The organism is Pseudobacillus badius, assembly GCF_002189605.1.
In the GTDB taxonomy this organism is placed as follows: domain Bacteria; phylum Bacillota; class Bacilli; order Bacillales; family Domibacillaceae; genus Pseudobacillus; species Pseudobacillus badius.
Genome location: NZ_MWMM01000009.1, coordinates 24,107 through 42,228, shown reverse-complemented (window position 1 = coordinate 42,228; position 18,122 = coordinate 24,107). Strand labels below are relative to the sequence as shown.

The following is an 18,122-nucleotide window of genomic DNA, read 5'->3' as shown; positions in this document are numbered from 1 at the left end:
AATTTCATATAAACGCGTTGCGTCCACTTTCGATCCCCTCCATCAGTCTGTCAAATGCCCAATTCTTAACGATTTCAGAACGTCGTCCGCGTTCCTGAAGAGCCTGTTGAATATCTTCAATGAATGGAATATGCCCGATCACAGGAAGACCGGACCATTCCTGAATCACCCGCATATTATCCTGCTCCATGGTCTTTTCCCCTGGAACGATGCTTGAAAAGACAAGGCCGGCAATTGGCAAGCTCCTTTTCTGAAGTGCTTCAATGGTCAGCATCGTATGATTAATGGTCCCGAGCCCTGTCCTTGCTGCAATGACGACCGGTAAAGCCGCTTCTGCCATCACATCAATCACGCTGCTTCCTTTCCTGTTCAGCGGAACAAATACCCCTCCGGCTCCTTCTGCTAAGACAAGCTGCTTTCCCGCTGATCGTCTTCGAATTTCCTTAACGATCGCCTCTTCGTCAATTATCGCTTGCTCTTCCTCAGCCGCTAAATGAGGAGAACTGGCTTTTTTAAACAAATATGTATGTAATTTTTCTCCTCTCATTTCCGGAAGCAACTGATACATATCAACATCTGGCGCCCTCCACTCACCATTTTTCCATTCCGCTCCGCTTTGCACAGGCTTGTATGGGACAGCTTCTATTCCTCTTTCCCTCAAACCGTGAGTAAGCAAAACCGTGGCAACCGTCTTTCCTGCATCCGTATCTGTACCTGTGATAAAAATGCCAGGCATGAAATTCACTCCTTTTTAAAATTGGTAAACCATATTTACAAAAATGTTAACATATGAAAAAATGATAAACAATCCTATTTTTTAAAGGAGTGAAAAAAGTAAAATGAAAACTTATGAGATTGTTGTTTGTGCGCTTTTTGCCGCCCTAATGGCTATTGGCGCCAATGTGTCCCCTTTTTTGACGATCGGCGGCGTGCCGGTTACATTGCAGCTGATGTTTGCTATCCTGGCCGGCGGATTGCTCGGAAGCCGGCTCGGCTCCTTCTCCATGATGGCTTACGTATGTATCGGGCTTGCCGGCGCTCCCGTGTTTGCCCAATTTAAAGGAGGTCCGGCAAGCATTCTCAGTCCCACATTCGGATTCGTGCTTTCTTTCATCGCAGTAGCTTATGCGACAGGCAAGCTTCTCTCAGAACCTGCGAAAAAAGCGGCCTATTTATATACAGGTGCCGTTGTTATTCTTTTGAATTATGTTATTGGCACTCATTATATGTATGCCGCCTTTAGATGGTGGGCGGAGGCTCCGCAAGGATTCAGTTATGCTGTCGCCTGGTCGTGGATGGCTGCCTACTTGCCGCTTGACCTTGCAGTGATCGCTTTGTCTCTCGCTTCTGTGCCGAAGATTCGTTTAGCCTTAAGCAAACGGAGTGTTTATATAATAAAAGAGTAAATAAATTTTTTCCCTCCCTTCTTGATTTCTCTTCATAATCTTCCATTTTCTGTGTATAGTTGAAGTATTGCTACGGATTAGAGGAGAACCTAATGAAGATAAGAGAGTGGGATCGCAGTTTAAAAGTTCGTTTAATCGGGGAAAGCGTCATGAATGTGACCTTTTGGATGTTCTTCCCTTTTCTTGCTATTTACTTTGCCGAGGAATTTGGGAAGGGCAAAGCCGGAATGCTTCTTATCCTTTCCCAGCTATTTTCAGTCATTGCTAATCTGGCTGGCGGCTATTGTGCAGACCGCTTCGGCAGGAAGCGGATGATGGTGCTGTCATCTTTCGGACAGGGACTGGCTTTTCTTATTTTTGCTTTTGCCAATTCTCCATGGCATGAATCAGCGCTTCTTGGCTTTTTCGCCTTTTCTATTGCCAGCGTGTTCGGCTCCCTTTATTGGCCGGCAAGTCAGGCAATGGTGGCTGATGTAGTGGAAGAGAAAGACCGGAGTGATGTCTTTGCTGTTTTCTACACCTCAATTAATATAGCAGTCGTCATTGGTCCTATCCTTGGCGGCATTTTCTTTTTCACCTACAGATTCGCATTAATGCTGTTTGCGGCCCTTACCTGCTTCTCGCTTGCTTTTACCGTTTGGAAATGGATAGCAGAAACCAACCCAGGGGTCTTACAAGCCTCCTCAGCTAACAATAACAAATGGTACAGCGTGATTATTGCGCAAATCAAAGATTATCAGGTAATTGTGCGCGATAAAATTTTCCTGTTGTTTATCATCGCGGGAATTTTGAGCTCCCAAACCTTCATGCAGCTCGATTTGCTCATTCCTGTTTATACAAAGGAATCCATTGATATCCAAACCATCTTTTCACTTGGTGATTGGGTGGTTTCTATTAGCGGAGAAAAAGCTTTCGGGCTGCTTGTTTCAGAAAACGGGCTGCTTGTCGCCTTGTTTACAGTCGCTATCTCCAAATGGGTGTCACGCTTCCATGAAAAAAATGTCTTTGCCGCATCCTCTATTTTGTATGCAGCTTCGATGTGGATGTTTGCCCTGACTGACTGGTTTTGGGGATTTGTGGTGGGAATGGCTGTATTTACTCTTGGTGAATTATTAATTGTCGGGCTCCAGCAAAGCTTTATTTCCGTGCTCGCGCCTGAGCATATGCGTGGCCAGTACTTTGCTGCTGCCAGCCTGCGCTATACGATCGGCCGCATGATTGCTCCTGCAGCCATTCCTTTGACTATGTGGATTGGCTATTCTTGGACGTTTTCACTGATTGCCGTGCTTTCTTTGACAAGTGCTGCCATTTACTATTATATGTTTATCCTTCACAGTCAGAGGAAAAAGAGTGAATCTTAAAAAGGGCAGGCTCTCAGACTGGAGACAAACTCAATGAAAATGAAAGTTTGTCTCCAGTCTTTTTTGTTTGCTCACGGATGGGACCTGTTGATTTCCATTCTAATCAACAGAGTGAACAACGCTAAGGCAGCCGTATAAGAAAACTTACTTGAAAATAAATAGACTAAACGCTTGAGCATGCATTCGCAGATGCTTACTTTCACTGCAATGAACCTCAAGAAAATGGCCCAAATCATCGCCTCAGAGAGTCTATCTTTCTTTTAAATGACTTAAAAACCATCTACAACACGAAAGAGGTTCGGAATCATCTCATTCCGAACCTCTTTTGTCGACAAACTGAGGGCTGGACCCGGCCCTTCCTTTTTATAAATTTATGACTGCTTTTGCAAAGGGGTCTCCGCCACAACGACTCCATCCTCATCCGCATACACATACTGTCCGGGCACCCATTTGACCTCCCCAAATGCCACAGGAATATTTTCTTCTCCTTCTCCCCTTTTAATGCTCTTCAGCGGATTGCTGCCTAAAGCAAGCACACCGATATTTAGTTCTGCAAGCGCCGCCGTATCGCGCACACAGCCGTTAATAATAATCCCGCTCAATTTCCGCTCTTCGGCGATTTCGCCTAAACGGTCTCCGAGCAGTGCACACCGCTTCGAACCGCCCCCGTCCACTACTAATACATGACCCTCTGGAATCGTTTGCAGCGCTCTTTTCACGAGCACATTATCCTCAAATACTTTTACCGTAGAAACCGGTCCTGAAAAGCGCTGTCTTCCCCCATAGGACTTGAAGTCCAAATAACATACCTGCAATTTCTCTGCGAAATCATCACATAAATCCGCTGTTTTCACATCTGTTTCGATCATCATATCTTCCCCCTTTTCCCCTGGTTATTGTTTTCATTCGACGCCTGTCTCCTTTTTCCTGTTTGCCTTCTGCTTTTGCATGTTTTCGTTTCGTGCCAGCGGGTACTTGTTAAAGGAATGACCCTGTACGATTTTAGGAGGATAAAAAATGCCCACCAAAAAAGTAATTGGTTTATGCAGCAGTGAAATTGATGCCATCCGCCGTATTGAAGAATTAAAGGTAGAAGGGGTTGCAGCCAGCCAATTGTATGCCATAACGAAAGACGCGGACTTTCATTTAATGCTTCAAAATCGTTCTGGAGCAAAGGTAATTTCGGCAGGGCCATCTATGAAGGATAAGATGAAGGCTGTATTTTCAAAGGAGGCTCCTGTAAAAGAATATTTACTGGAGTTTGGCCTATCTGAGGAAGATGCTGAAGCCTATTACAAAAACGTAGAAGAAGATTTAATTTTGCTTGCAGCCGATAAAGAAAGTACTCAAGCAACGGAAGAAACAGCAGCCGGGATTGCCAATCCTCCTCTGCCTGATAGAGAAGAAGCAGAAAGGCGCCGTCTGATGAAGGAACAGAGAACAACTGAATCGGCAGCATTGGAGGAATCCACGCTTCCCCCGGATCAGCAAGCACTCTATCGAGATTACTTGTAAAACATTTAAAAGTTTCAATTATATCACAAAGGGTATGTAAACACCATAAGTCATTAGAACTTTTTACAAGGAGGCTATATCAATGAATAACGATAAAAAATTTATTGGCGTGTTTAATACTCAATCGGAAGTGATCAGCAAAATCGAACAGCTAAAGGCAGAAGGCTATACAGAAGCAGACATTTATGCAGTAGCAAAGGATACTGAGCATGTTTCGATGGTGAGAGGACGAACGGGAGTCGAAGTAGAATCAGCAGGAACAGACGGTTCTTGGATGGATAAATTTATGGCTTTCTTATCAGGAGAAGACGAAGTCCGGGGCGGATTGCGCAATATGGGATTAGCCGATGCAGAAGTGGACCGTTACTATGATGATATTAACGGCGGAAAAATACTTCTCTATGTCGACAAAGATTTCGACCGGTTATATGAGAACCGTCCGCTCACAGATGCGGCTGATCCTAATCTTGGAGCCAATACGCTAGGCGCAAGCGATCACATGGCAGATGGCTATGTAGAAGGCGTCCAGGCAGATAGAGCACCGGAGCTCGATACAACCAATATATCTGATGATTTAAATGACGAGCAGCGCATTCGTCTCCGTGAGGAACGCCTAGAAGTGGACAAGGAACGTGTTCAAAAAGGCGAAGTATATGTAGAAAAGGATATTGTGGAAGAGCCGCGCACAGTTGATGTTAATGTAGAACGGGATGAGGTGTACGTGGAGCGCCGGGCGGTAGATGAGGTCGCTGCTGCTCGAGACACTGCGCCGATTGTTGAAGACGACCATACGATCCGCATTCCGATTACAGAGGAACATGTGGAGGTAACGAAACGGCCGGTTGTTTCTGAAGAATTAGTCATCGGCAAGCGCAAAGTGCAAGATACAGAAACCGTAAGCGATACGATAAAACGGGAAGAAGCCCACATTGCCAAAGAAGGCGATATTGAGGTAGAAGAAGAGACAACTGATCCCCTTCTCCGTGACAATTCTGCTGATCGTCTAGACCGGCGCGACCGTTATTAATAATAGAAGGAAAATTTTAAATAGCCCTTTCTTAAGAAAGGGCTATTTTGTCTGTTTGAACGTCTTATGTCCAGGTGAAGGTCCAAAAATCCAGCTAATGACTAATCACCGGCTGCTGGCAAATTTATTTTTCGCTCTGCCCGCACTTTAAACATTCTCTCTCATGTCTAGTGTCCGTTGCTCCATAACACTTCGCGATCAGAAGCATAACGGGAAAACAGCTCATTTGCCCGCTTTCCGGTGCTGCCTGGGAATAACCGGCTGCCAATTTGCTTCACGGCTGTAATTTCTTGAATGGAATTAGTAAAAAATACTTCTTCCGCCTCCTCCACCTCTTGAGGAAAAAATATCCCTTCTTCAACGGCCATTCCTTTTTCCTTTGCCACACGGATAACATATTTCCGGGTAATTCCGTTTAGAATCCCTGTTTCAATCGCCGGCGTGTAAAGAGTGTTTCCTTTCACCCAAAAAATATTAGAAACTACCCCTTCAGCTACTGCCCCTGCTTGATTCAAAAAAATGCCTTCCACTGACCCGTCTATTCCCGTTTCCCGCTTGCCGGCAATATTATTTAAATAATGATGGGACTTCAGCCGTTCATTCATTTCAGGGGAGTTTCTCTTGATCGTTAACCATTGCCCCGTTTTTTCCAGCAGTCCTCCAGGCGGCGGCAGCGGCTTTTGAAAAACGATCACATTCGGCTGCTCATAAGCTGCGGTCTGTAACCCAATTTCACCATTGCCCGCCGAAACGTTGAAGCGGATATACGAATGCTTCCATTCGTTGGCTTCAGATAACTCATCCAATATCTCCACTGCTTCTGAGCGGCTGAATTGCCTGTTAATCATTAGCGCCTTTAAGCTGCGGTTTAAGCGGTCTAAATGATCGTCCATTAAAAAAGGATGCCCGTTATATACGCGAAAGGTTTCAAATACACCCATCCCGTATAAAAAACCGTGATCAAACGGAGAAATGACCGCCTGCTCACGAGAAACAACCTCTCCATTTAAATAAATAAACATCTTATACCTCCGTCTTCACTCTCCGGTAATAACGGATAAAGCTTTCAAGCATTTCTTTTCCTCCATATGTCATAATGGATTCCGGATGAAATTGCACACCTTCAATAGGAAGCTCTTTATGACGGATGGCCATAATCTCACCTTCCTTAGTCCAAGCAGAGATTTCAAAACAACTTGGCAGCGTCTCTTTGCGCACAATTAATGAATGATAGCGCGTCGCCGGAAATGGGTCAGGCAGGCCTTTGAAAATCGTCCGGCCATCATGAAACATAGGAGATGTCTTCCCGTGCATGAGCCGGCTGGCTCGAACCACCTCTCCGCCAAAAGCTTGAGCGATAGACTGCTGCCCCAAACACACGCCGAATATCGGAATTTCACCCGCAAAGGAGCGGATAGCTTCTAAGCTGATGCCAGCTTCATTCGGTGTGCATGGGCCTGGCGAGATCATTAAAAAGTCCGGCTTCAGCTTTCTGATTTCTTCGATAGTCATCTCATCATTCCGTTTCACCACCAGCTCTTCTCCCAGCTCTCCTAAGTACTGAACAAGATTATAAGTAAAAGAGTCGTAGTTATCGATCATTAAAATCATGCGTGTTCTCCTCCTGATTGCACAGACGCCAGCCTTTTTTCCGCGAGTTCCTTCGCTTTCCAGACAGCCTTTGCTTTTTTCAGCGACTCCTTGTACTCGCTCTTTGGGTCGGAATCGATAACGATTCCCGCCCCTGCCTGGACATGACACATGCCGTTTTCAACAATCATTGTCCGAATGACAATATTCAGCTCCATATCTTCATTAAAGCCGATCCATCCAATGGACCCGGTGTACAGGCCGCGCCTTACTGGTTCCAGCTCCTCAATAATTTCCATCGTCCGGACTTTTGGCGCCCCAGTAATCGTTCCTCCCGGAAAAACGGCATGAATCACATCAGCATTGGTTTTCCCGGCAGCAAGTGTGCCGCGCACATTGGAAACGATGTGCTGGACATGGGAATATTTTTCAATCACCATAAATTCATCTACTTCAACAGAGCCGTATTCACTTACCCGGCCTAAATCATTTCGTTCCAAATCAACGAGCATAACATGTTCAGCACGTTCTTTTTCATTCTCAATCAATTCTGAAGCCAGGCGTAAATCGTCTGCATCGTCTTTTCCGCGTGAACGGGTGCCGGCAATTGGCCGTGTGCTTAACTCGGTTCCTGATTTCTTTACCAGCAGCTCCGGGGAGCCGGATACGATTTGAAATTCAGGGGTATGAATATAAGCCATATACGGAGAGGGATTCAGCCTTCTTAATTCCTCATAAACAGCCAGCGCCGGAACAGAAAGCGGCTTGGACTGACGGACAGATAAATTAACCTGGAAAACATCTCCCTCAGCAATATATTGTTTTGTTTTTTCAACTGCCGCTTGGAACTCTTCTTCCGAAAAAGATACCTTTAACTCATCGGCAGCAGGATCTGCGGCTCCCTCGGCTTCTTCATGGAATACAGCGGTCCACTTCTCTTCCGCTTGCTGCAGCTTCTGTTCTGCTGCTTTCTCCCCGCCAATAACGAGCAGCCAAAGAGTGCTTGTTTGGTGATCAAAGACAGCCCATTCATCAAAAACTTGAAAATAGAGAACTGGCAGTCTAAGGTCCTCCTCCGCACAATCCGGCAGCTTTTCAATATAACGGGCATAATCATAGCTGATATAGCCGATCGCCCCGCCTTGAAAATCAGGAAGCCCTTCTTGCTTAGGAAGTTGGAATTCTTTCATCCAACTCTCCAATTCAGCAAGCGGCGCTCCCTTGCGCTTTTCTTCACTGTCTGCCGTCTGAATTTGAATGCCTTCCTCGTCAGACAGCACAACCGCTGACGGCGATAACCCGGCTATGCTGTAACGCCCTCCTCTTCCGCTTTCAAGAAACACATGATGGGCTTCACTTTTAGTCAGAGATTTATATTGATAGAAAAACTTTTCCTTAGTGTAAGGAAGCGTTCGGTAACATATTTGTCGTTCATTCACTCGTTTTCATCCTTTTTTGTCTTAGTCTTTTTCATCATACTAGACAAGCCGGAAAGAAAAAAGCATCGAAACAGCATTTTTTTGCCGTTGCTTTTCTGTTCGCGGCCTCTATCTTTTATAATAGAAGAAAACGAGTAAAAAAGGCGGCGGGAAACAATGGAAGACCATACTTCAATCCAGAAGGCTCAATCAGCAATCACAGCAGAGACCTTAATGAAAGACCTTCAGTCCCTTGGAGTGAGACAAGGAGATGTTCTTATCGTGCATTCTTCTCTGCGTTCCATCGGCTGGGTGGCTGGCGGCGAAAACACTGTGATCCAAGCACTTATGGAATCCGTTTCCAGCAGCGGAACCATTGTCATGCCGGCACAAACCAGCGATAACACAGATCCAAAATACTGGAAAAATCCGCCGGTACCAGAAGAGTGGTGGCCGAGTATTCGTTACTTCATGCCTGCCTATTTGCCGGATATCACCTCTACGTTAGGGATGGGACGGATCGCTGAAGCCTTTCGGACGTTTCCTGATGTCAAGCGAAGCGGCCACCCCTCTTGTTCGTTTACAGCATGGGGAAAGCATGCTTCTTTCATCACTGACCATCATTCAGTGGACTTTGCCTTTGGAGAACAGTCACCGCTTGCCCGATTATATGAGCTTGATGCGGCCGCTTTATTTATCGGCACGGACTACAGCTCATGTACCGCTATGCACCTTGGTGAATACCGGGCAAACGATGGCCGCAAAGCTTTTAAGCAAGGCTCAGCAATGATGGAAAACGGAGAACGGGTCTGGCGAGTTTATTGGGAGCTTGAAGAAACATCCGAGCGGTTTAATGAAATCGGCCAAGCCTTCGAACAAGAAATCCCGGTTGCGACAGGCTCTCTCGCCCAGTCTGCTTGCAAGCTGATTCCTATTCGTCCGCTTGTTGATTTCACCGCCCGTTACTTCAACAGCCTTTCAAAGCAACAAAGCGATTAACTGCTGCTGGAAAGGGAGCCTCTTCTTCCAGCTCCGCCCATCCTTGCTCTATCGCCTCTAAAAAAGAATGAACGGCGATCTGCTGAACAAAGATGGCTTCAAAACCAATTTCCCGCAAAAGATCCCAATAATCTGGCAGGCTGCCTATATACTTTGCGTCCGCCGATTGCTGCAGTGCAGAAGGCTCAGCCAAATCAATCACCAGGCGACCGCCCGGATTCAACAAATGAAAGCTCTGTCGCAGCCATTCTTCTCCATTCTCTAAGAAATGGATGCCCAACTGGGAGGCTGCCACATCAAATCCGGATTTCACAGAGTTGAAAACAGCGGAAGAAGCCATAACAATCCTGGCTTTATTCGCATGTATGATAGCGGGAGGCAAAGAGTCTCCAATCCATAATACATTCTCCTCCTGCTTGATATTTGCTGTTTGCAGAAAACTGCCGGATGAAATCGTCCATCCTAACACTTGGTCACTCGCTACTCCTTTTCGATCTGTTACCGCCATATGTCGTTCCTCCTTTTTTTAATAATCCAAACAAAAGAAAAACCTCTTCAGATAAGAAGAGGTTTTCAAATAATCCGCTCTCTTATCTGCCAGCTTTCGCTGCAAGAATTAGCACCGTGCCCCCATATACGGGGGTCGGTTGCCGGGCTTCATTGGGCTTGTCCCTCCACCTGCTCTTGATAAGATATTCATTGTTATTTAATTCATTCAGCTATTGTTAAGCCAACTAGTTGGCACTTTAAATAAATTCATTTTTCAGTTCATTCGAATTATTGCACGATTACACTCGGCTGTCAACCTGCTTTTTAAAAATATTCAGCTGGGCAATACGGCGAACAGCTTCTTGTATTTGTTCTTCAGATGCGACCAGGCCGGCACGGACATACCCCTCGCCGCGCTCGCCAAAACCAATTCCCGGTGCAAAAGCTACGCCTGCCTTTTCGAGAAGCAGCTCGCTAAACTGCTGAGATGTATACCCTTTCGGCACTTTCAGCCAGGCAAAAAAAGAGCCCTCCGGTGCGGTGACTTCCCAGCCAATTTCTTGTAAACGGCTGATGAGCAAGTTGCGGCGCGCCTCATACATCGCCTGCTGCTGATGCACCTGCTCCTGCGGACCAAGCAAAGCAGCTGCGGCTGCTTCTTGAATGCCCCCGTACAAACTGCAATGCAAATGTTCCTGCATTAACTCCAAGGCAGCAATCACGCTCGGATTGCCAACTGCAAATCCGATTCTCCAGCCTGCCATATTATATGTCTTTGACATAGTATAAATTTCAATGCCGTGCTCCTTCGCCCCATTGGCTTGAAGATAACTAATCGGTCTTTTCCCATCGAACCCAATAGCTCCGTAAGCAAAGTCATGAACAATACAAATCCCGTGTTCATCAGCAAATTGAATCGTCTTTTCAAAAAAAGCGGAATCTGCCATTGCTCCTGTCGGGTTATTTGGATAATTGATAAACAGGAGCTTTGCTTTTTCAGCTACCTCTTTTGGAATCTTTTCATAGCGAGGCAAAAAACCGTTTTCTGCTTCAAGCGGCAGCATGTGCATATCAGCGCCGGCAAGAGCGATGCCGGACCAATAGTCGGGATATCCCGGGTCGGGCACGAGCGCTATATCCCCCGGATTCAGCAAGCATTGCGGCAACTCGACTAATCCAGCTTTGCCGCCGATAATAAGGGCTATTTCTTTTTCCGGGTCTGCTTCAACGCCATACTCCCTTTTATAAAAATCAGCACAAGCCTTTTTCACATGGCTAAAGCCTTGGAAAGGCGGATATTTGTCATTAGCGGGATTGTCAGCTGCTGCCTTCAATGCCTCCTTGATATGGGAGAATGCTGGCTGGTCAGGACTCCCCTGTGCCAAATTGATTATGTCCTGTCCCTTGTCAGAGGCCTCCTTAATCTGTTGGCCCAATTTAGCGAAGAATTGCTCCGGCAAGGCCTGAAGCCGATTAGCTGTTTCAAAAGTCTTCATTCACGCAGCCCTCGCTTTCAAATTATAGTTAATAATGGTATAACGAAAGGGAGAGAAAGTAAAGTAAGAATTTTCGGAAAGGAAAGTGGGGTTGAAATGAAATTAAAAACTGCAGTTATCCAAATGGATATCGCCTTTGGCGATCCAGAGGAAAATTACAAGCGAGCAGAAAAATGGCTGCAAAAAGCATCTGATCAAGGCTGCCAGCTGGCGGTGCTGCCTGAACTGTGGACAACTGGCTATGATTTAACGAGGCTTGATGAGATCGCGGATAAGGAAGCAGCCAAGACAGTGCAATTCTTATCGGCACAAGCTAAAAAACATCGCATGCACTTAATTGGCGGCTCCGTAGCCAATGAAACACAAGAGGGTGTGGAAAATACACTAATTGTTATTAATAAAGAGGGAGAACTGCTGAAAAAATACAGCAAACTGCACCTGTTCCGGTTAATGGAAGAAGAGAAGTTTTTAAAAGCGGGAAAAGATGACGGCTTATTTATGCTTGAAAACGAACAGATGGCCGCTTTTATTTGCTATGACATCCGCTTTCCTGAATGGCTAAGAAAACACGTACTGGCAGGGGCGAACGTCTTATTTATCCCTGCTGAATGGCCGCTTGCCCGCAAGGACCATTGGCGGACATTGCTGATTGCCAGAGCCATAGAGAACCAAAGCTATGTTGTAGGCTGCAACCGCAGCGGTGAAGACCCTAAAAATAAATTCGCCGGCCATTCCATTATCGTTGATCCATGGGGAGAAGTGGTTGCCGAAGCAGGAGAAGAAGAGGAAATGCTCATAGCTGAAATGGATCTTTCGCAAGTAGCGGAGATAAGAAAACGCATCCCCATCTTCGAAGACCGCCGCCCGGCATTTTATGAGTGAACAGGAAGAAACCCGGGAAATTTCCCGGGTTTTCATCTAACGGCAGCCGAACTGCCTGAATAACAAGGACGGTTACTCTCCTGTTTAATCCCACTCATACGGTGTTTCCTGGTAAACATAATAGTTTAGCCAGTTGGAAAACAATAAGTGGGCATGCGAACGCCACTTGTTTATTGGCTTTTTTGTCGGATTATTGTCCGGGAAATAGTTTTTTGGCATGTCGATATCGAGCCCCTTCGCTAAATCCCGTGCATATTCTTCGGAAAGTGTATGCGCCTCGTACTCCAGATGTCCAGTAATCATAATATGGCGCTCATCTTTTGACATGATAATAAATGCGCCTGCTTCCTCGGAGTAAGCTAAAAGCTGCAAATCGTTATGGTCTTTAATCTTTTCTATCTCAACATCTGTGTAGCGAGAATGGGGCGCATAGAAAAGATCATCAAATCCGCGCATCAGCTTCACCGTAGGTTCATTCACTGTATGACTGAACACACCGGAACATTTCTTGGGCAATTCAAATTTGCCGATACCGAAATAATGATAAAGCGCTGCTTGGGCCCCCCAGCAAATGTGGAGAAGAGAAGTAACATTTGTCTTGGCCCAATCCATTATCTCTGTTAATTCTTCCCAGTAACTGACTTCTTCAAATTCCATCAATTCGATAGGCGCTCCAGTAATAATCATGCCGTCAATGCGCCTGCCCTTGACTTCCTCGAATGTTGTATAAAATTGCTGCAAGTGGGATTTGCTGACATTCCTTGATTCATATGTAGCTGTATACAAAAAAGATACGTTTACTTGAAGTGGTGTGTTGCCGAGCAGCCGCAGAAGCTGGGCTTCTGTTTTCTCTTTTTCCGGCATTAGGTTCAGAATTAAAATATTTAACGGACGGATATCCTGGCGGCGTGCCCGATCCACGTCCATCACGAAAATATTCTCTTTCTCCAGAATCTCACGTGCCGGCAATTGCTGCGGTATATTAATCGGCATCTTTCTACCCCCTTTTGGTTTTGAATTTTCAATAAACTATTATAGACAGCCCCTCTTGTAAAATACAAGAACTGTTTTTTCTCCTCGGGCTGTACCCGCGCAAAAAAAGCCTGCAAAAGAGCTTTTCTTTGCAGGCAGATAGATTATTTCAATTTTAATTTAGCCAGTGCATCAGCTAAAGCGGTATTAATCGGTTCATCCTTCGATTGCTTTTTCAAATATTGATTTACATCTTGCTTTGTCGCTTTATTTCCGGACTGTTGCTTCCGCCGCTTCTGGAAGGCCGACATTTTTTCTCTGTATCCGCATTTGCAGACAAAGATCTGTCCTTCCCCTTCCCCGCGAAGCTCAAGTTTTTTATGGCAGTTTGGACAGCGGGCATTCGTCAATTTTGCTACATTTTTGCGGTAGCCGCACTCTCGGTCCTGGCATACAAGCATCTTCCCTTTTTTTCCGTTCACTTCCAGCAATAATTTCCCGCAATCCGGACATTGGCTGCCTGTTATATTATCATGTTTGAACTTTCTGTCGCTGTTTTTAATTTCATTGGTTACTGCTTTGGCATAACTGCCAATTTCTTTCATAAAAGCTTGCGGCTTCAGTTTGCCCTTCGCAATGGCCTCAAGCTTTTGCTCCCACTCTCCTGTTAAAGCAGGCGACTTTAATTCGCTTGGCACCAGCTCGAGCAATTGCTTGCCTTTGGAGGTAAGAATGATATCTTTGCCTTTCTTCTCAATCAAAAAGGTATTAAACAGCTTTTCGATAATATCTGCCCGGGTCGCCACTGTTCCCAGTCCGCCTGTCTGGCTGAGCGTTTGTTTGAGCTGTTTGTTTTCCTCTTCCATGTACTTTGCCGGGTTTTCCATTGCTGACAAAAGGGTTCCTTCGTTAAAACGGGCCGGCGGGCTCGTTTCTCCCCGGGTAGGCGTTAACGCCGTTACTTCAAGCTCTGCTCCTTGTTTAACAGGAGGCAGGGAAGCTTCATCGTCTTCCTCTTTCCCGTACACTTCTTTCCAGCCAAGAGAAGTAATGACTTTTCCTTTAGCTGTAAATGTCTCTGATCCAATCTTTGCTTCCACTGTCGTTTGCTCATACTCAAACGGCGGCAGCAATACAGCTAAAAAGCGCTTAACAATTAAATCGTAAATCTTACGCTCCTTGTCGCTTAAATCATTTAAAATAGCCGTTTGCTCCGTCGGTACAATGGCATGATGATCCGATACCTTGGCGTCGTTGACAAAAGACTTGTTTGGCTTGATTCCGTTTTTCTTTACCTTAGCTGCATATTTCGTATAAGGATTAATTTCGACAGCCTCTACTCTCTCTCTCAGCGTATCCACCATATCGCTTGATAAATAGCGGGAATCGGTACGCGGATAAGTAACGAGTTTATGCTGCTCATACAGCTTTTGCATAATCGACAGTGTTTCTTTTGCCGAATAGCCAAAAATTTTGTGGGCATCGCGCTGAAGCTCCGTTAAATCGTACAACTCGGGAGCATAAGACTTTTTGGCCGCCTTTTTCACACTGGCAACCACCGCTTTTTGACCGCGAATCGCCTTTAAAAGTTGATCCCGCTTCTCTTCTGAAAAGGTTTTCGTGTCATTTGACTTTGCGTCTTTCCAGGTCAGCTTAATGTCTCCAGCGACGGCAGCAATGCCATAATAGCTTTTGGGCTTGAATTGCTTAATTTCTTCTTCCCTTTTTGCAATGATCGCCAGCGTAGGAGTCTGCACACGGCCGCAGGAAAGCTGGGCATTAAACTTTGTAGTTAAAGCCCGGGTAGCATTAATTCCGACAAGCCAGTCGGCTTCTGCACGAGCTACAGCGGAACGGTACAAATTTTCATATTCCCGGCCGTCTTTTAGGTTTTTAAATCCTTCGCGAATCGCTTTGTCTGTAACAGATGAAATCCATAAACGCCTTACCGGCTTTTTCACATGTGCTTTATCAATAATCCAGCGCCCAACGAGTTCCCCCTCGCGCCCGGCATCTGTAGCAATCACAATATCCTTTACGTCTTTACGGTTCAATTGCGTTTTTACGGCTTGAAATTGCTTGCCGGTTTTCTTGATGACAACCGTTTTTAAATGGTCCGGCATAAGCGGCAAATCAGCCAGATTCCATGTCTTGTATTGATTGCCATACGCCTCAGGGTCAGCATGAGTCACTAAGTGCCCAAGCGCCCATGTCACAATATAGCGGTCTCCTTCCAAAAAGCCGTTCCCTTTTTTGCCGCATTTCAACACGCGGGCAATATCGCGGGCAACGGACGGCTTCTCAGCTAACACGACTGTTTTGCTCATAGTAACATCCTTTCATTTTTACACTGCTCCTATTATATCATTTGTTCCGATAAATGGCGTTCTCCTGCCACTCTGTTTCTAACTCCAGGCGTATTCCAGCTGCTGGGCCGCCACGGCCAAATTTGCATACAACCAGCTGCTTGTTCTCAGTAAGCTCGTGACTTCCTTCTTTTTTTCGTTTATATTTGGTAAAAATATTGCATTTTAGCATATTTATCTATTACTCAGAAAGGAGTGTTCGTTATGCTATTGCAAAAACGCGGCGACATCCCTTACATTCTCGGACTAGTTTTTTTGCTTGCCGGTGTCATTTACTTTTTCGCGTCTAACTGGCCGCTGCTCGATCGTCCTGTAAAAATCGGACTGAGTATGCTGATGATTGCTGCCTGCTTTGTCATTTCACTCATGTATAAGAGGAGCGCCACTTTTGCTTATCTAAGCAATTGGTGGCTTCTGGCCTCAGCTATTGCCTTTGGTGCAGGTGTCGCCCTCGTTGGGCAAATGTATAATTCCCATGCAGATTCGTATGTATTATTCCTGATTTGGCTTATACCTGTTATTTTGCTTGCCGTGCTGACCAACTATCAGCCTTTTTTCTGGCTGTCGTTTCTGCTGCTGGAGCTGACGATTTGGCTGAAAATTTATCCTGTTGGCGTGCGGGTCGATTATTCAGATGCCGAAGAAGCTTTTCTGTATGGAGCGCTCATTGTACTTCATTTGCTTTTCTTTTATTTGCTGACAAAAGCCCGTCTTGAAAAAATCGGATTTCTTGCGCTTATTGTGACGCAGTATTGTTCTGTTTTTTTACTAGTCAAGCACTCTCTTTATCATCTTTTTTCTGATTTTGCCCCTTCGTCCGTTGCATACCTGGCTCTTCATGGAGTGTATATTTTTTTAATCGTGCGCTTCTGGAAAAGCTTTATGAACGACCGGAAAAGCCACCCGTTTATTATGGCTGTGCATTTGCTTTTCTTTGGGCTTTATGTAGTATATAATGCCTTTCTTATTTACATTATGATGTTCGGAGAAACTGTTTTTTTCACTGGCTTTCTTCTCCTGATTGCTGTCTTTGGATTCAGTGTCTATGTTTTGCAAAAGCTTGCAAAAACGGCGAAGGAACAAGATAAAAAATGGAGCCGTTACACATACAAGTTCTTTGTTGCTGTTCTTTCTTTTTTAGGGACGATTATCGCTATATTATCCACTAGCTCCTTTGCATTCCTGCTCTTTAGTGATGGGGAAGGATTAAAATATAGCTTTCTTTTCCTTGGTGCCGCCCTGGCTGTCTCCGGATTCTTTATCTCAAAAAAAGAATGGGTCGTTGTGCGCCTTACTTTACAGGTCACCGGCATCGCCTTTTTGTTTCTCTTTGCTTACTGGCAGGGGGAAACCTGGTTTTTCTGGCTGATGACTGTGCTTTTCCTCGCCATGAGCATTTTATTTTCTTCCTTGCGGGATGTGCTGCTCTATTACTTAGCCGCTAATGGCGCGCTTAGCAGCGCTGCTCTAGCTTCTCTATCAGATCTTGGCCTTTCTGAAGAATGGATGAAGCTTGTGTTTCTGTTATTGGGGATCTTCAATGCTGTTCTTTTTGCCAAACGGCCTGGACAGCGCCTCGGCTTGCTTGCCTATCTGCTGTCTCTTTATTATTTCTTTTCATTGACAGCTGAAGACGGGCAATTAGTTGTACTGTCTATCTTGTTTCATCTTATCTTTGCCGGGTATGCTTACTTTCATTTAGCGTATCCCCAAAGCCAATCCAGGCTCTATAAATGGGCAACCTGGATAGCTGTTTCCGCTTTTCTTGTCTGGAAATATTACGAGTTTATTTGGAAATTGCTGCACAAGTCGCTCGCATTTTTCATTGTCAGCGCCCTGTTTTTCCTTCTCTTTTACTGGTGGGGCAGAAAACATACAGAGACAGCCCGGAATATTAGGCAGTGGAGCTGGAGGCCGATTGCCATTCTTTTAACCGCCCAGCTGGCCTTTATTGGGATTGTCTCCTGGCAAAAAGAGCAGCTGTTGCAAAACGGAGAACTTGTCGCTCTTCAATTGGAGCCGCTGGACCCTCGTTCGCTGCTTCAAGGTGATTATGTTCAGTTGAACTACGCCATTCACAGCGCTTACCAAGAAGAGCAGCAACGGCGGGAGCTTCCAGAAGGAAAGCTCTACGTCGAGTTACAGAAAACGACGGAAAGCGTTCCTTATCACGGAACGGATATAGCGATTTACCAGCCTGTTCGTTTTACAGAGAAGGAACAGCCGGTGCTTGTTGATGGGAAAGCCGTCACTATCCGGGGAACAAGCCGCTATGGCAATCTCAACTTGGGCATTGAGCATTTCTTTATCCCTGAGAATACTGGAGCAGACTGGGAAGAGAAAAACATTGCTCTTGTGCGCGTAGCTGAAAATGGAGATGCAATTTTAGAAACATTGGTACGTAGAAACAAAGAGCAATAGCATGATATTTTTGTCAATTTAAAAGAAATTCATCCTACAAAAGCCGGGAAATATCCGGCTTTTGTAATGCAATTGTAATATTACACGATAAAGTGTAACATCACACCCTTCATTTTTCTGGTATATTAGCCTCAGATAAACATATTGCTACAAAAAATCCAATTTAGAAGCGGAAGGGTA

General features: G+C 45.3%; 16 protein-coding genes and 1 riboswitch. Of the genes, 7 read left to right on the top strand and 9 right to left on the bottom strand.

The genetic code is table 11. From position 1 onward, the window contains the following. Positions 1-4 precede the first annotated feature (4 nt). Positions 5-736, bottom strand: a complete 732-nt coding sequence (bioD, locus tag B1A98_RS14170) for a dethiobiotin synthase (RefSeq protein WP_063386209.1) — start codon at positions 734-736, stop codon at positions 5-7. Between the two features lie 103 nt (positions 737-839). Here bioD and B1A98_RS14165 point away from each other — a divergent pair, with 103 nt between their 5' ends. Both B1A98_RS14165 and B1A98_RS14160 read left to right on the top strand, forming a co-directional pair. Next, complete coding sequence (locus B1A98_RS14165) at positions 840-1,406, top strand: biotin transporter BioY (RefSeq protein ID WP_063386210.1); 567 nt, start codon at positions 840-842, stop codon at positions 1,404-1,406. Positions 1,407-1,498: 92 nt separating this feature from the next. Next, positions 1,499-2,767 carry an MDR family MFS transporter gene (locus B1A98_RS14160; protein ID WP_063386211.1) on the top strand — a complete coding sequence of 423 codons (1,269 nt, stop codon included), beginning with the start codon at positions 1,499-1,501 and terminating at the stop codon, positions 2,765-2,767. 371 nt (positions 2,768-3,138) lie between these two features. Here B1A98_RS14160 and rraA read toward each other — a convergent pair whose 3' ends face one another. Next, a complete protein-coding gene (gene rraA, locus B1A98_RS14155; protein ID WP_063386212.1) occupies positions 3,139-3,639 on the bottom strand; it encodes a ribonuclease E activity regulator RraA in 501 nt (166 codons plus the stop codon). 145 nt (positions 3,640-3,784) lie between these two features. On the opposite strand from rraA, the gene B1A98_RS14150 reads away from it, so the two are divergent. Continuing rightward, the gene (locus tag B1A98_RS14150) at positions 3,785-4,282 is read left to right on the top strand and encodes a general stress protein (RefSeq protein WP_063386213.1); all 498 of its coding nucleotides are present in this window, start codon (positions 3,785-3,787) and stop codon (positions 4,280-4,282) included. Positions 4,283-4,364: 82 nt separating this feature from the next. Continuing rightward, the gene (locus tag B1A98_RS14145) at positions 4,365-5,309 is read left to right on the top strand and encodes a YsnF/AvaK domain-containing protein (protein ID WP_063386214.1); all 945 of its coding nucleotides are present in this window, start codon (positions 4,365-4,367) and stop codon (positions 5,307-5,309) included. A gap of 167 nt (positions 5,310-5,476) precedes the next feature. On the opposite strand, the gene pabC is transcribed toward B1A98_RS14145, so the two are convergent. Genes pabC through pabB form a run of 3 tightly spaced genes read right to left on the bottom strand, consistent with a single transcriptional unit; the run spans position 5,477 to position 8,338 of the window. Next, complete coding sequence (gene pabC, locus B1A98_RS14140) at positions 5,477-6,331, bottom strand: aminodeoxychorismate lyase (protein WP_063386215.1); 855 nt, start codon at positions 6,329-6,331, stop codon at positions 5,477-5,479. 1 nt (position 6,332) lies between these two features. Beyond that, positions 6,333-6,920: an aminodeoxychorismate/anthranilate synthase component II gene (pabA, locus tag B1A98_RS14135; protein ID WP_063386216.1), complete on the bottom strand. Its 588-nt coding sequence runs from the start codon at positions 6,918-6,920 to the stop codon at positions 6,333-6,335. Then, positions 6,917-8,338 carry an aminodeoxychorismate synthase, component I gene (gene pabB, locus B1A98_RS14130; RefSeq protein ID WP_063386217.1) on the bottom strand — a complete coding sequence of 474 codons (1,422 nt, stop codon included), beginning with the start codon at positions 8,336-8,338 and terminating at the stop codon, positions 6,917-6,919. Before pabB ends, pabA begins: the two co-directional genes overlap by 4 nt. Before the next feature lie 156 nt (positions 8,339-8,494). Between pabB and B1A98_RS14125 the strand changes: the two genes are divergently transcribed. After that, positions 8,495-9,316: an AAC(3) family N-acetyltransferase gene (locus B1A98_RS14125; RefSeq protein ID WP_063386218.1), complete on the top strand. Its 822-nt coding sequence runs from the start codon at positions 8,495-8,497 to the stop codon at positions 9,314-9,316. Here B1A98_RS14125 and B1A98_RS14120 read toward each other — a convergent pair. Further along, complete coding sequence (locus B1A98_RS14120; RefSeq protein ID WP_063386219.1) at positions 9,285-9,824, bottom strand: class I SAM-dependent methyltransferase; 540 nt, start codon at positions 9,822-9,824, stop codon at positions 9,285-9,287. The two genes, B1A98_RS14125 and B1A98_RS14120, sit on opposite strands and share 32 nt — an antisense overlap. A gap of 79 nt (positions 9,825-9,903) precedes the next feature. Then, positions 9,904-10,010, bottom strand: a riboswitch (SAM riboswitch). A gap of 94 nt (positions 10,011-10,104) precedes the next feature. Beyond that, entirely contained in the window at positions 10,105-11,301 is a 1,197-nt protein-coding gene (locus B1A98_RS14115; protein WP_063386220.1) for a pyridoxal phosphate-dependent aminotransferase, read from the bottom strand. 96 nt (positions 11,302-11,397) lie between these two features. On the opposite strand from B1A98_RS14115, the gene B1A98_RS14110 reads away from it, so the two are divergent. Next, the gene (locus tag B1A98_RS14110) at positions 11,398-12,183 is read left to right on the top strand and encodes a carbon-nitrogen family hydrolase (protein WP_063386221.1); all 786 of its coding nucleotides are present in this window, start codon (positions 11,398-11,400) and stop codon (positions 12,181-12,183) included. A gap of 84 nt (positions 12,184-12,267) precedes the next feature. Here the strand turns inward: B1A98_RS14110 and metA are convergent, their stop codons facing one another. Together metA and B1A98_RS14100 are read right to left on the bottom strand one after the other, a co-directional pair. Next, on the bottom strand, positions 12,268-13,176 hold the full coding sequence (gene metA / locus B1A98_RS14105) for a homoserine O-acetyltransferase MetA (RefSeq protein WP_063386222.1): 909 nt from the start codon (positions 13,174-13,176) through the stop codon (positions 12,268-12,270). A gap of 143 nt (positions 13,177-13,319) precedes the next feature. After that, positions 13,320-15,482 (bottom strand): DNA topoisomerase III, encoded by a 2,163-nt coding sequence (locus B1A98_RS14100; RefSeq protein WP_063386223.1) that lies wholly within the window; start codon positions 15,480-15,482, stop codon positions 13,320-13,322. A 243-nt stretch (positions 15,483-15,725) separates the two neighbouring features. On the opposite strand from B1A98_RS14100, the gene B1A98_RS14095 reads away from it, so the two are divergent. Beyond that, positions 15,726-17,942: a GDYXXLXY domain-containing protein gene (locus B1A98_RS14095; protein ID WP_063386224.1), complete on the top strand. Its 2,217-nt coding sequence runs from the start codon at positions 15,726-15,728 to the stop codon at positions 17,940-17,942. Positions 17,943-18,122 lie beyond the last annotated feature (180 nt).

Bases quoted from the DNA above. Each gene is read 5' to 3' on its own strand.
- B1A98_RS14125 (WP_063386218.1), top strand. From the start codon at position 8,495: ATGGAAGACCATACTTCAATCCAGAAGGCTCAATCAGCAATCACAGCA.
- B1A98_RS14150 (WP_063386213.1), top strand. From the start codon at position 3,785: ATGCCCACCAAAAAAGTAATTGGTTTATGCAGCAGTGAAATTGATGCC.
- B1A98_RS14165 (WP_063386210.1), top strand. From the start codon at position 840: ATGAAAACTTATGAGATTGTTGTTTGTGCGCTTTTTGCCGCCCTAATG.
- B1A98_RS14120 (WP_063386219.1), bottom strand. From the start codon at position 9,824: ATGGCGGTAACAGATCGAAAAGGAGTAGCGAGTGACCAAGTGTTAGGA.
- pabA (WP_063386216.1), bottom strand. From the start codon at position 6,920: ATGATTTTAATGATCGATAACTACGACTCTTTTACTTATAATCTTGTT.
- rraA (WP_063386212.1), bottom strand. From the start codon at position 3,639: ATGATGATCGAAACAGATGTGAAAACAGCGGATTTATGTGATGATTTC.
- B1A98_RS14160 (WP_063386211.1), top strand. From the start codon at position 1,499: ATGAAGATAAGAGAGTGGGATCGCAGTTTAAAAGTTCGTTTAATCGGG.
- B1A98_RS14095 (WP_063386224.1), top strand. From the start codon at position 15,726: ATGCTATTGCAAAAACGCGGCGACATCCCTTACATTCTCGGACTAGTT.
- B1A98_RS14110 (WP_063386221.1), top strand. From the start codon at position 11,398: ATGAAATTAAAAACTGCAGTTATCCAAATGGATATCGCCTTTGGCGAT.
- bioD (WP_063386209.1), bottom strand. From the start codon at position 736: ATGCCTGGCATTTTTATCACAGGTACAGATACGGATGCAGGAAAGACG.
- metA (WP_063386222.1), bottom strand. From the start codon at position 13,176: ATGCCGATTAATATACCGCAGCAATTGCCGGCACGTGAGATTCTGGAG.
- pabC (WP_063386215.1), bottom strand. From the start codon at position 6,331: ATGTTTATTTATTTAAATGGAGAGGTTGTTTCTCGTGAGCAGGCGGTC.
- B1A98_RS14115 (WP_063386220.1), bottom strand. From the start codon at position 11,301: ATGAAGACTTTTGAAACAGCTAATCGGCTTCAGGCCTTGCCGGAGCAA.
- B1A98_RS14145 (WP_063386214.1), top strand. From the start codon at position 4,365: ATGAATAACGATAAAAAATTTATTGGCGTGTTTAATACTCAATCGGAA.
- B1A98_RS14100 (WP_063386223.1), bottom strand. From the start codon at position 15,482: ATGAGCAAAACAGTCGTGTTAGCTGAGAAGCCGTCCGTTGCCCGCGAT.